The 13079-nt window shown below is 41.0% G+C and carries 13 protein-coding genes; 2 read left to right on the forward strand and 11 right to left on the reverse strand.

Translation table 11 applies throughout. The features are described 5' to 3' along the window. Positions 1 to 78: 78 nt before the first annotated feature. The 4 genes from FQ085_RS16420 to FQ085_RS16435 form a co-directional block, all read right to left on the reverse strand. A complete protein-coding gene (locus FQ085_RS16420; RefSeq protein WP_149457176.1) occupies positions 79 to 990 on the reverse strand; it encodes an SGNH/GDSL hydrolase family protein in 912 nt (303 codons plus the stop codon). 12 nt (positions 991 to 1002) lie between these two features. Further along, positions 1003 to 2232 (reverse strand): aminopeptidase, encoded by a 1230-nt coding sequence (locus FQ085_RS16425; RefSeq protein WP_071153266.1) that lies wholly within the window; start codon positions 2230 to 2232, stop codon positions 1003 to 1005. Further along, complete coding sequence (locus tag FQ085_RS16430; RefSeq protein ID WP_149457177.1) at positions 2229 to 3389, reverse strand: DEAD/DEAH box helicase; 1161 nt, start codon at positions 3387 to 3389, stop codon at positions 2229 to 2231. The genes FQ085_RS16425 and FQ085_RS16430 overlap by 4 nt, the downstream gene beginning before the upstream one ends. A 173-nt stretch (positions 3390 to 3562) precedes the next feature. Next, positions 3563 to 5032, reverse strand: coding sequence for an MDR family MFS transporter (locus tag FQ085_RS16435; RefSeq protein WP_149457178.1), 1470 nt, complete (start codon positions 5030 to 5032; stop codon positions 3563 to 3565). A gap of 168 nt (positions 5033 to 5200) precedes the next feature. Between FQ085_RS16435 and FQ085_RS16440 the strand changes: the two genes are divergently transcribed. Beyond that, positions 5201 to 6061, forward strand: a complete 861-nt coding sequence (locus tag FQ085_RS16440) for a TetR/AcrR family transcriptional regulator (protein WP_149457179.1) — start codon at positions 5201 to 5203, stop codon at positions 6059 to 6061. A gap of 289 nt (positions 6062 to 6350) precedes the next feature. Here the strand turns inward: FQ085_RS16440 and fbpA are convergent, their stop codons facing one another. The 5 genes from fbpA to FQ085_RS16460 all read right to left on the reverse strand — a co-directional run bounded on the left by fbpA (position 6351) and on the right by FQ085_RS16460 (position 10584). Then, positions 6351 to 6515, reverse strand: coding sequence for a Fur-regulated basic protein FbpA (gene fbpA / locus FQ085_RS16445; protein ID WP_143039503.1), 165 nt, complete (start codon positions 6513 to 6515; stop codon positions 6351 to 6353). A gap of 133 nt (positions 6516 to 6648) precedes the next feature. After that, positions 6649 to 8013 carry a 23S rRNA (uracil(1939)-C(5))-methyltransferase RlmD gene (rlmD, locus tag FQ085_RS16450; protein ID WP_058386038.1) on the reverse strand — a complete coding sequence of 455 codons (1365 nt, stop codon included), beginning with the start codon at positions 8011 to 8013 and terminating at the stop codon, positions 6649 to 6651. Between the two features lie 73 nt (positions 8014 to 8086). After that, positions 8087 to 8197, reverse strand: coding sequence for a cytochrome bd oxidase small subunit CydS family protein (gene cydS / locus FQ085_RS18505; RefSeq protein ID WP_410477416.1), 111 nt, complete (start codon positions 8195 to 8197; stop codon positions 8087 to 8089). Between the two features lie 15 nt (positions 8198 to 8212). Then, positions 8213 to 9241 carry a cytochrome d ubiquinol oxidase subunit II gene (locus FQ085_RS16455; protein WP_058386039.1) on the reverse strand — a complete coding sequence of 343 codons (1029 nt, stop codon included), beginning with the start codon at positions 9239 to 9241 and terminating at the stop codon, positions 8213 to 8215. Then, the gene (locus FQ085_RS16460) at positions 9238 to 10584 is read right to left on the reverse strand and encodes a cytochrome ubiquinol oxidase subunit I (RefSeq protein ID WP_058386040.1); all 1347 of its coding nucleotides are present in this window, start codon (positions 10582 to 10584) and stop codon (positions 9238 to 9240) included. The genes FQ085_RS16455 and FQ085_RS16460 overlap by 4 nt, the downstream gene beginning before the upstream one ends. A 203-nt stretch (positions 10585 to 10787) precedes the next feature. Here FQ085_RS16460 and FQ085_RS16465 point away from each other — a divergent pair, with 203 nt between their 5' ends. After that, positions 10788 to 11216, forward strand: coding sequence for an NUDIX hydrolase (locus FQ085_RS16465; RefSeq protein WP_058386041.1), 429 nt, complete (start codon positions 10788 to 10790; stop codon positions 11214 to 11216). Positions 11217 to 11417: 201 nt separating this feature from the next. Here FQ085_RS16465 and FQ085_RS16470 read toward each other — a convergent pair whose 3' ends face one another. Next, a complete protein-coding gene (locus tag FQ085_RS16470; protein WP_058386042.1) occupies positions 11418 to 12332 on the reverse strand; it encodes a diacylglycerol kinase in 915 nt (304 codons plus the stop codon). An 89-nt stretch (positions 12333 to 12421) separates the two neighbouring features. Then, on the reverse strand, positions 12422 to 12982 hold the full coding sequence (locus tag FQ085_RS16475) for a thioredoxin family protein (RefSeq protein ID WP_058386043.1): 561 nt from the start codon (positions 12980 to 12982) through the stop codon (positions 12422 to 12424). Positions 12983 to 13079: the final 97 nt, after the last annotated feature.

The following is a 13079-nucleotide window of genomic DNA, read 5'->3' on the forward strand; positions in this document are numbered from 1 at the left end:
TGAAACAGCTACTCTTCTTCCATAAAAAAGTGAACCTCTCAGTATTTAGAGAAAAGTGAATATGCATTTTCGCACATTTTAAACGTAAGGGATTTCTTGCTGTAAAGCCAAGTACCCTGTTTTGTTTTGATCAGAAGGTCGCTTCGCCGTTTCTTCAGCTTCGCTATCTTTTGGTTTCTTCTGTTCTTGCTGTTCTTGTGCTTCTATAATTTCCTCAAAAGACAGCGGGTTTGCTGGTGGCAGTTCAGAATTTTCTATAGTCCACGCTTCTTGATAGTTTTCGAAAAATGCGTTTGCCATCGCCTGGTAACCAATTACGTTCGGATGAACATCGGCTGGATTTGGAATTTTATCCACGCCGTTTGCACCAAATGGTTGGTCTACTGACACAAAAACAGCACCCGCTTTTTCAGCTGACAGTCGAAGAATTTCATTAAGCCGATCCAGTTGTTTGGACGTGCCATTTTTTTGACTTTCACGGACGTGAGGGTATGCAAAATAATAGCCCATCACATAAACAGTGGCATCTGGAGATTTTTCGGTAAGCTCAGACAAGATTAAGTCCATATTTTTTCTTGCTCCATTGAGCGCAAAATCTACTTGACGTTGTTGAAAAGTCAAAGAACCTTGTTTCGAGTCGTTTTGTACTAAACGCAACAGATCATTTGCTCCAGCTGATATCGTTATGAGATTAGCTGACCCAAGCACTTTTTCCGCCTCATCTGTTTGTATACTGTCTAACACATCAGCCGTTGTAAATCCAGGAAATGCCAAATTTTTCGAATAAAAGGCCACGGGTTGATTGCGTGTTAGTTCTTGATGGATCAAATCGGTATAACCCGTATCTATTTGTTGATTGGGTGTTTGTCCTGCTGCAAGTGAATCCCCGATTGCCACATACGCGGCAGGGATTTGTATCGCTGCTTGCGCAGAGACCGTTCCACTAAACAATAGAAAACCACCCATTGCTGCCATCCAATACTTCTTCATCTCCATCACCTCTTAGAATGCCCAGTTTCCGTTTCGGAAGATAGGCTCTTTTGAACCATCAATCGTGATGCCATCAATATTCATGTGCTCACTGCCTATCATGAAATCTTCATGGACAATTGATGTGTTAAGGCCGATAGCTGCTAGTTGATTGCGCTCTAAATCGCGTGCACCTTCGTAGCAAGTAGGATAAGAATCGCCAATCGCTAAATGATTTGAAGCATTTTCATCGAATAAGGTATTGTAAAACAGAATATTCGAATCGGAAATTGGAGAATGGAATGGCACTAATGCCACTTCTCCCAAATAAGCTGCCCCTTCGTCGGCGCTAATCATTTCGTCTAGAAGTTCTTGTCCTGTTGCTGCTTTGGCCTGAACAATTTTCCCTTTTTCAAAAGTCAGTGTAAATCCATCAATCACATTGCCTTGGTAGACCAGTGGCTTTGTGTTCTGAACGATGCCATCTACTCCATGCTTCAACGGAACGGTGTAAACTTCTTCGGTCGGCATATTCGCAATAAATGGATTTCCTTGAGGCGTTTTTGACGCACCAGACATCCAAATGTGCTTGTCTGGAAGTTCAATAGTTAAATCCGTTCCAGGTGCACTATACTGCAATTTCACGTAACGTTTATCGTTTAATTGCGTAGCTCGTTTCTCTAACAAGGCGATGTGGTTTTTCCAAGCTTCCACTGCATTGCCTTCACCGATTCGTACAGTTTTGAAAATAGCTTGCCATAAAGACTCCATTTGTTGTTCAGCCGGCAAGTTGGGAAACACTTTTTGTGCCCATTTTGAGGACGGAATTGCAACAATCGACCATGCTACTTTGTCCGTTCCAACTGCTTGACGATAGCGCTCTAACGCTGTTCCTGAAGCTTTTTGCCAATCGGCCAAACGTTTTGCTGGAATTCCAGTTAGCAAATCCGGATCTTCCGCATCAATCCACAGGAAAGCCCCACCCGTATTAACAACTTCATCTCGCTGTAAGACAGACCATTCTGGATATTCTTTAAATGTGTCATCAGGAGCTAATTCAAAATGCGTTCGTGTCAATACCGGATCTTCGTAGTTAACCTGTACACGTTTAGCACCTGCTTCATAAGCTTTTCTAACGACAATCCGCGTAAATTCAAGCGTGTCAATTGTTGTATTAATGACGACCAATTGTCCTTTTTGAACATTTAATCCGACATAAACCGTTAATTCAGCGTATTGTTCAAGCTTTTCATGAAAATTCATCGCTTATTCCCCTTCGCGGCAATGGTTTTGCTAGATCCTTCGATTAACTTACCACCATGAACAATTTTTTGAACAGGCTTAGAAGGCAATTCTTTCGTAAATTTTTTATAATGACGTTCATCAGCATACGCCAACAAAGTCAATACTTCACCATCAGCCCCAGCTCTTCCGGTTCTCCCTGAACGATGTAAGTATTGCTCAACGGTTTGTGGAACATCGACGTGAACCACATGCGTCACCAAATCGATATCCAATCCACGTGCCGCTACTTCTGTTGCAATCAAAACGGCTACTTCCCCTTTACGAAAAGCATCTAATGCTTTTTTACGTTCATCTTTTTTCATTTCAGAATGCAATGTGACGATTTTCGCGTCACGGAATTTCAATTTATTTTCCTTCATTAGCAACTGATCTAAGTTATTCACAAACGCTAATGCTTTCATGCCTGGAATATGCGAAATGCTGCGCAGTAATTCCGTCTTATCACGTTCATCCACTTTTATGAATGAATGCGTCACTTTGCCAAACATCGGTAAATCTGCAGCTGTTACTTGCAGACGCGTTGGATGTTGCATTAACCGTTCGGCAACTACTTCTATTTCTTCCGTAATGGTCGCAGACACAAGAACCAATTGGCGATCATGTTGCGTTTTTTCAATCAAGTCTTTCATAATCCCACGGTGCTCACGCGCCATTAACTGATCGCCTTCATCCAATACCAACATACGGATTTCATGCATTTTCAATTTTTTTGTTTTCACTAATTCATTTAGACGTCCCGGAGTTCCTACTACAATCGTTGGCTTTTTCTTTAGCTTTTCTAATTGACGCTGCATATTTGCACCACCAATCAACTGCGTAACAGTTACGTCTGTTCCTTCTGTCCACTCACGTAAGACATTAACGATTTGCATAGACAATTCCTGCGATGGCGCAACGATCATTGCTTGTATTGCTGGTTTTTCTGGATTTACTCGTTCTAATATCGGCAAGACATATGCCAAAGTTTTACCAGAACCTGTTGGAGATTCTGCTACGATATCATTACCTGCTAACATTTCTGGAATCATCTGTTCTTGAATGGGCATTGCCGTTTCAAATCCAGCCTTCTCCCATTTTTCTTGCCATATCGGGCTTAGTTCTTTTATAAAAGTCATTTGCGATTCCACCTTTTTTTCAATGCTTTTAGTGTACCATATTTGCTGTTTTATCGCCTTTTTGAAACTGGAAAAGTGTAAGCCTCCGTAGCATCCAATCACGATCAAAGTGCAGTCATTTCTATTTTCTTAAATTCAAAAAGCCAGCCCGGATACCGGACTGACTCAGTCAATTATTCAGTTACTTCTTTTCGTCTGTAGACAATTTCTTTTTCGGCTTCAGTGACTGGTCGAACAGGCTTTTTAATAAAGAAAGCCAGTACCAATGATACGAGCGCGATAAAAGTAGAAACGAAAAACGCGAAGTTAATGCCGTCAAGCATGGCTAAGTTCAAAATACTCTCCGGAGAAGTTCCACTTGCCGCCAATTCTTTCGCTGACGATTCGGTGCGTGTGTTCATGATGGTAATTAAGAAAGCAGATCCAACAGCCCCTGCCACTTGCTGCAATGTATTATTGATTGCTGTTCCGTGGGGGTAAGATTTTATCGGCAAGGTATTCAAACCGTTGGTCATAACCGGCATCATAACCATTGAAATACCAAACATCCGTAATGTGTAAATTACCATAATACTGACGTAACTAGAGTCTAAGCTCAATTGGCTAAACATATACGTCGTTAAGACAACTAATGACAACCCAGGAATGGCCAACACTTTAGCGCCAAAACGGTCGAAAAGTCGGCCAGTAATCGGCGACATAAAGCCCATAATTAAAGCACCCGGCAACATTAACAACCCCGAGTTAATCGGTGAAATTCCTTTGATGGTTTGGATATAAATCGGCATTAAAATCATTGCTGAGAACATAGACATGGAAAGAGAAATTGAAATAGCAGATGATAAAGCAAACATCGGATATTTATAAATTCGAATTTCCAGTAAAGGCTCATCTAATTTTAATTGGCGGAACCCGAAAACAATTAAAGATATCACACCTATTGCGATTGTCACTATGACAGTGGCATTGGTCCAGCCGAGCGTTCCGGCTGAACTGAACCCGTATAAAACACCGCCGAATCCTAAACTTGAAAGAGCCAACGAAGCTTTATCAAGTGATATATCTCTATTTTGGAATGTTAGGTTCTTTAATTTGAATATCCCTAAAGTAAGAGGAACTAGTGCGATCGGTAAGACAATCCAAAAGAGAACACGCCATGAGTAATGTTCGACGATAAATCCAGAAAGAGTTGGGCCAATTGCAGGTGCAACGACCATAACCAGTCCGAATATCCCCATTGCAGATCCTCGTTTTTCAACAGGAAAAGCAGCAAGCATAACGTTCATTAATAATGGCATCATCAATGCTGCCCCAGAAGCTTGGACCATTCTGCCGATTAGCAGAATGCTAAATGTTGGCGAAATTGCCGCCAATAACGTGCCGAGTGCAAATAATGACATCGCCATAATGAAAATCGAACGATTGGAATAGCGCTGAATGAAAAAAGCACTAGCAGGAATCAAAATCCCGTTAACTAGCATATAGCCTGTAACTAACCATTGTGCTGTAGAAGCGGCTATATTTAAATCGATCATAATTTCAGGCAATGCAATGTTCAACAAAGTCTGATTAAAAATCGCTACGAACGCGCCGGTGAAGAGAATGGCAATAATGCCATAAGGTGGTTTTTTCTGTTCTGTCATATTTTCATTTCCTCCATACATCTTACGCTTTTTCTATTTCTTCATTTGATTATTCTATACCGGTTGTATATTTTTTTCAAGTCAAATGTTTTATTCATCTTTAATCATTGATTTGAAAGCGTTTTTAACTTATTATAAAGATAGACTAACGGTATAAAGGTGAGGTATATGAATCCGAAAAAACAACAAATTTTAAGCGCAGCCTACAAGCTGTTCATCAATAAAGGCTATAACCCCTCTTCTATCCAAGACATACTGGATGAAGCTGGCGTGTCTAAAGGAACTTTCTACAACTATTTCGGTTCCAAATCTGAGTGCCTTATGGCAATCATGGAATCTATTGGCAGTGAAATTCGCCAGCAACGATTAGCCGCAGCACTTGGAATGCTAACCAACGATCCAGAGGTTCTGGCAGAACAACTGTATATTCGCATCAAGCTGAACCTTGAAAAAAATCTATTTTCTCTCTACGAAAGCATCTTTTATTCACAAGATCCGGAACTAAAAGCATTTTCCATTAAACAATATACGTTAGAAATGGAATGGATTTCTTCACGAATCGTAGATGTTTTTGGCAAAGAAGCAGCTCCTTACGCATTAGAAAATGCGGCTTTTGTCCACGGTTATGTTCAGCAACTGATCCATTTATGGCGTCTCGTTTCTGTGGAGGAATTACCGGCAGAAAAACTCTCTTCTTTTGTCGTCCGCCGCTTACAAGCAACGATAACTCTTCAAATAGCAGCGAAAGACAGTTTTATTGGCAAGCTCAAATTACCAATCGCCACTTTAGCAGATCACGTTAGCATTGAAGAACTTGCTATGCTATTAGAAGCTTATGCTCAAAACTTAAAAGATCATGCCAACACACGGCAATTAGTGCAGTTTCTAGCAACAGAGCTCGCCACAGAAGCGCCGAGAAAAGCGTTAATTGAAAGTGTCCTAACGACTTTAGCTAATGACAAACGGATCGAAGCTGAACTGTCGATACTCATAGAACAAGTATGGAAGCATTTAGACGAGTTGGCATAAAAAAAGCGAAGCCAGTTTTGGCTTCGCTTTTTTCGACATTTGCTTTTGTGTGCATTTCATCACTAGTAGCTATATTGTCTTCCAGCAAAATGGGGATGCCATGCAAATGTGAAATCGTTTCTTTGTACATTAAAACTGATTTTTTCTGAAGTTAAGTTATCAGCTGTCAGTTCTTGCTACATTTCGGCAATCGTCAGTTCAACTAATCGATTCTTGCGATAGGTTGCTAATTTTTCATCACACATGAACATGGCTCCTACTTTGTATCAACCATTAAAAAAAGCCAGAATCAACCGGCTTTTTCATTGTCTGTATAAGTTTTCATTAATTCATAAAGTGAAGTTTCATATAATTGTCTGCCATTGATCTTAAATACATTTTGTTCGACTAACCCTTGAATGATGGTTTCACGTTTATCTGTGAATTTTGACTCGGGCACTTGTTTCATTTTCATCGTTATCTCCTTCTGGAAGTATTCTTTTATCTTTACCCTATGATTTATCTCTTTAAAACCTGTAACTCAGTAAAGTTGTGTCAAAAATAAAAAAAGAGTTTAATCAGCGCGTTTCGCCAATTAAACTCTTTTTTTATTTTTCTAGCTCTAGCCAAGCCACTGCTTCACAATGCGTTGACTGTGGGAACATATCAACAGGCTGTACTTCTTTTGTGCGGTAGCCACCATCTTCTAATATGCGCAAGTCACGCGCAAGTGTAGCCGGGTTACACGATACATAAACAACACGCGATGGACGCTGCTTGAGAATAGTCCGTAGCAACTGCTCATCACAGCCTTTACGTGGTGGATCGACCACTAAAACATCCGCCTGCTTGCCTTCTTTGTACCAGCGCGGAATCACTTGTTCAGCAGGTCCTGCTTCAAATAATGTATTTGTTAAACCATTTAGTTCCGCGTTGCGTTTAGCGTCTTCAATTGCTTGCGGCACAATTTCAACACCCATGACAAATTTAGCTTGCTTTGCAAGGAACAGAGAAATGGTCCCAATGCCACAATACGCATCAATGACGGTCTCCTGTCCCGTTAATTGAGCGTATTCAAGCGCTTGACCGTAAAGAATTTCTGTTTGTATCGGGTTGATTTGATAAAAAGAGCGTGCTGAAATTTCAAAACGAACGTTACCGATCCGATCTTCAATCACATCTTTGCCCCAAAGCGTTACGGTTTCATCACCAAAAATAACATTGGTTTTTTCATGGTTGATGTTTTGGACAATCGATGTCACTTCCGGAACAGTTGCTTGAATCAATTCAATTGCTCGTGCTGAATGAGCAAACTTCTTTTTCTTAGTGACTAAAACGACCATAATTTCTCCAGTCGCTCGAGCTTTCCGAACCACTACGTGGCGAAGCATACCGCGGTGTGTAGCTTCTTCGTAAGGTTCAATGCCTATTTCCACTAAGTTGTTTTTCAAAGCGACCATAATCGCATCTGCTTCAGGTGTTTGAATCAAACATGTATCCGTATCTGCAATGTCATGAGAACGCGGCTGATAAAATCCAGCGACCACTTTGCCGTCTTGTGTACCAAAAGGAATTTGAGATTTATTGCGGTAGCGCCACGGATCTTCCATACCTTTAACTGGATGTACCGGCACATCTGGTAATTTACCGATACGTGTAATCGCGTCGCGCACTAATTTTCGTTTAAAAGTCATCTGTCCTTCGTAGGACAAGTGCTGAATTTGACAGCCTCCACATGTATCAAACACTGGACACGGAGCTGTAACACGAAAAGGTGAAGCTTGCTGTATTTCGATTAGCTTTGCAAAGCCATAAGATTTCAAGGTTTTTAACACATGGACCGAGACATCTTCTCCTGGCAAAGCGCCTGGGATAAACAGCGGATAGCCATCAACTTTTGCTACGCCTGCACCGTCATGTGTCAAATCTTCTACATGGACTGTTAGTCGATCGTTTTTGTTTACTGGTTTCAAAAAAATTCACTCCATTTCACATCTACTTATCATACAACAAAAAAACGCGTCAGGCAAAAGCCTGTACGCGTTCCTAATTTTTTTCTTTTCTAGCGGGACCATCTTTCAGAGAGAACCAGAAACCAAAAATAATGGCTCCGAACAACACTAGAAATGGTGCATAAAATATCATGAAATCCTGCATGAATAATGCCTCCTCTTATGCGTGGTAATCTGATTTGCCTTCCACGTAGTCCTTATCGAACAAGAACAGACGGAACAACAAGTAAAGCGATGGCAACAACAAGAACAGCCCTGCGATAAATGCAATGATCAAAGCAATCGCCATGGCTTCATTTGTAAAGCTGTCATATATCGTCAAATACGGATAAAGCAAGTACGGGTAATGGGATGCACCATAGGCGAAGAATGCTGTAAAGAACTGACCCATTAACAAAATAAAAGCCCAACCGTAATGACGCTTTTTCCAAATTAGGTAAACCGTTCCAGCAAACAATAAGAACGACAATGCGAATGCCCACCATAAATCAAGAATACGAGCGTAATGCTCTGGATTGTGGCCACGCAGTTCGTAAATAATCCCGGTTGCAGTAACGATTGCGGGAGCTGCCCAAACGAGTGCATATTTACGCATCAAATCAGTCGCTTTCGCATCACCAGCTTTCGATGAGTACCAAGTTAAAAATACCGACGAAATATAAAGAACTGCTGTTAAACTCAAAACGACAATACTCCACATTAACGGACTGGTGAACAATGCCCAGTAATCCAAGTAAGGCTGGCCATTATCAAGTTGGATAAAGCCACCTTCAGACATGGCAAGAACTGGTGATAATGCCGCTGGTAACAACAGCCCAGACAACCCATACATATAGATATACCCTCTATGATTGATTTTTGCTCCGTAAGTCGCAAAAGCGTAATAGGAACCTCGAATCGCCAGCAGTATCAATGCTAGACTAGCTGGAACTAATAAGGTTGTACCGTAGTAAAAAGCGGTTTGCGGAAAAAATCCGATAATCCCGACAAAGAAGAAAACAAAAAATACGTTGGTAACTTCCCAAACTGGTGACAAGTAGCGCTGAATAACCCCTGTCAAAATATGTTGCTTGCCAACAAACGAGCTATAGGCATTAAAGAAGCCGGCGCCGAAGTCAATCGACGCCACGATGACGTATAGAAACAGAAACAACCATAAAACAGAAATCCCAATAATTTCTAGAGTCATTCTTCTTCACCGCCTTTGCCATTTTCACGTGCTGCTAATTCTTTTTCAACGGGGTTGCGTCTATACATTCTCGAAAGAACAACAACCGTCCCGATTCCTAGAATCAAATACAAGCCAGCAAACAAAACAATCATCAAGTCCACATGACCACTAGTAGTTGCCGCTTCATCAATCTTCATATGACCTCGAAGAATCCAAGGCTGGCGTCCTACTTCTGTAAACCACCATCCTGCTTCAATAGCCACGAGTGCCAAAGGACCTCCTGCTACTGTTAGCCAACGGAACCATTTTGTCCGTATAAACGACCAGTTACGCCAAGCCGCCACAACATAGACAAAGGAGAAGAAGGCTAGCCACATCCCAATAGTGACCATCGTATCAAAAAGATAGTGGATCCATAATGGTGGAATTTCGTCCTCTGGGAACTCATTAAGACCTGTTACTTCAGCAAATGGATTACTGTGCGCCAGTATGCTTAAAGCATATGGAATCTTAATGGCGTACTTCACTTCTTCACCATCTAAAACTCCAAACATGACCAAACCAGCATCTTCTTCGGTTTCAAAATGCCACTCAGCAGCTGCCAATTTTTCCGGCTGATACTCTGCCAAATACTTACCAGAAAAATCACCAATTAAAGCCGTAGCGACAGAAAATACCAATGCTAACTTCATCGTCAAGAACAAAGCTTTTTTGTGATAAATATGCGTAGAGCCACGTAACATTCGGAAAGCCGCAATAGAAGCCAGTAAAAATGCGCTGGTCATGAAAGCTGTCGCCATAACGTGCGCTACTTTTGTCGGTACTGCAGGACTAAACATCGCCAGTAGCGGGCTGACGTTAACCATTTCACCATTTAGTATTTCAAAGCCCTGTGGTTGGTTCATAAAGGCGTTGACAATGGTGATAAAAACGGACGATGCGGCTGCACCCAGTGCAACCGGAATCAGTAGCAGGAAATGCTTCCGCTGATCTTCAAAGCGATCCCATGTATAAAGGTAAATCCCGAGGAAAATTGCCTCGAAGAAAAACGCAAAAACTTCCATAAACAATGGCAACGCAATGACGTTCCCTGCTAATTGCATAAAATTCGGCCACAACAGCGATAACTGCAAGCCGATCGCCGTACCGGTTACAACTCCTACAGCTACGGTTATAACAAAGCCTCTTGCCCAACGGCGAGCCATCAAAATATAATGTTCATCTTTTTTCTTAATCCCCACCCACTGGGCGATCATAATCATGAGTGGTACCCCTACGCCGATTGTTGCGTAGAGAATATGGAATGATAAAGTCAAAAGCGTTAGAATACGACTCAGAAAAGCTGGATCTTGGAATTCCAATCTACTCGTCTCCTTTTTTCAAACATGTAATTTACTGTTCCCTTAGTTCCTATTGTACATCAAACGCACTTGCCAAAACTCTTCCTAAGCCTTGGTATCACAACCAACTTTGAATAAGCTGTGACAAAAACGAAGTAAAAAGAATTGAAATTTTTCTCAATTTTTAGTATTCTATAAAGAACAAAGAAAAAGGGTGATTCATCATGAGAACAAAACGGAAAGTATTTGCTTATATCACAAGAGGCGATGATGAAAATCGTGAATTGCTTGTATTCGAATACAAAGGAGAACCAGAAGTTGGCCTGCAAGTTCCAGGTGGCACAATCGAAGACGGCGAACTATTGATCGATGCATTATACCGAGAAGTAAAAGAAGAAACAGGTTTGCCACGTGAAGTTCTTGACTTTGTAGGGAAAATCCACAAGTATACGTATTATCCTGAACATCAGGATAAGGCATACGAACGGAATATTTTTCAATTTGAATATACCGGAGAACCTATTGAATTTTTTGAACACATGATTAAAAGCCAGGGCCGTGATAACGGCATGACGTTGTTATTCCGCTGGGAATCGATTAAAAGTCTGCCGCAGCTTGCAGCAGAACAAGACAAAGCAATCGAACTACTTTAGAATGTCGCAAAATAGTAACTAGCAAACGGGGCTGTCCCAAAAAGTCATGAACAATGACTTTTTGAGTACGGCCTCTTTTGCTTCTAAAAATGCACACCGAGTTCTATATTCTTGGCAGCAATCCAAAAAAAACAGACGGTGGAAAAAGAACTCTTTTTCCACCGTCTGTTTTATTTTAGAGACTTACCGGACGACTTATTTTTATTTACGGTCTTTTTCGTTCAATGAATCAATCGGTACATACATCTCAATATGACTAGCTAAGTTTTCGAATACAGCTGGCAGTAACCCACCATACTCTCCATCTAAATTGAGTAATACTCGTTCTTCTGTCGTTACTGTAATTTTGCTGGCTTTAGCATAAATTACATGAGAGTCCGATAAATGTTCACCCCGAAGAGCTAAAGAGGCAACACGGATAAACTCAGCCATATTGAGCTCTTTTAAAATTAATAACGTAAACTTCCCGTCGTTAATACTAGCATCAGGCGCTAATTTTTCAAATCCTCCAACCGAATTAGTCAATCCGATCAAAAACATCATGGCACTGTCATCAAAAACTTGACCATCGTATTCAATCCGAACACGTGAAGATCGAATCGAAGGCAGCATCTCGATGCCTTTTAAATAATAAGCCATTTGACCGAGAACTGTTTTTAACTTGCTTGGAACTTCATACGTTAGCTCCGTCAGCCTGCCGCCCCCTGCAATGTTAATAAAATACCGATCACCATTCATTAACCCAATATCCACAGGAATTGAATCACCTTTAAGAATAATATCAACAGCTTTTGTTATATCGCGTGGAATATGAACAGCGCGAGCAAAGTCATTGGTCGTTCCCATTGGAATAAGACCCACTTTGGGACGATTTTCAAAAGGAGCGATTCCTGAAACAACTTCGTTTAACGTACCGTCTCCACCCACAGCAATTACTAAATCAAACTTCCGCTCCACAGCAAAAGCTGCGGCTTGAATGGCATCGCCTTCACAAGTTGTCGCGTGACAAGATGTTTCGTAGCCCGCTTTTTCCATTTTTTCTAAAACTTCAGGCAGGTGTTTTCGGAACAACTCACGGCCGGAAGTTGGATTGTATATAATACGTGCACGTTTCATGAGATTCAGCCTTTCTGGACTTTCTGTAAAGATCGACAAAACATTTTCTAGGTAAGCAGTTATAGGTTTTCTAAAAATAGATCATTCATTTATGTTAGTGCTTTTTGAAATGCTTGACGTAAGTCTTCATAAACGATTTGCCAAAAACCATTGTTATATACAAATCCATCTGAAATCTCACCAATAACGGTCTTCAAGTGATGCTCGTATTGGGAGTCGTCTTTATCCGGAAGTACCGATTTCTTTTCATCGACAAAGTTTTGAACTTCAGGTGCTCGTGGTCCCCAAGTACCCAGAACCTTGCCATCTTTTGAAAGAATAATGTATTTAGGAATTGAACGTCCGCTATTCGTTAAATAACGATCCATCAATTCGAGATTTTCATCACGGTATACGCAATGAACCTCTAAATGAACCGCATCTGTGATTTTTCGCAGGATGGCATTATTCATCATCGCATCGCCACACCAATCTTCAGTAATAACCAAAATATGAGGTTGCTTTTCTTTTAGCAACGCCATAAATTCCGAGTCTTCTGGAAGGTTAAACTTCTCATAGATGCTATAGGACTTTTGCTGATTCGACTCCATTTGAGCCATATAACTTTCCAAAGTAATGCCAGCTTCAAAATACTGCTGCTCCGTCATCATACAATCACGTCTCCCTCTTCCTACTTTCTACTAAACAGTCGGTTCCTCTCGAATTAGAAGGTTCATTCACATGAATTCAGTTGAAATTACAAGATCC

The sequence above is a fragment of the Planococcus sp. ANT_H30 genome (assembly GCF_008369335.1).
Taxonomy (GTDB): Bacteria; Bacillota; Bacilli; order Bacillales_A; family Planococcaceae; genus Planococcus; species Planococcus kocurii.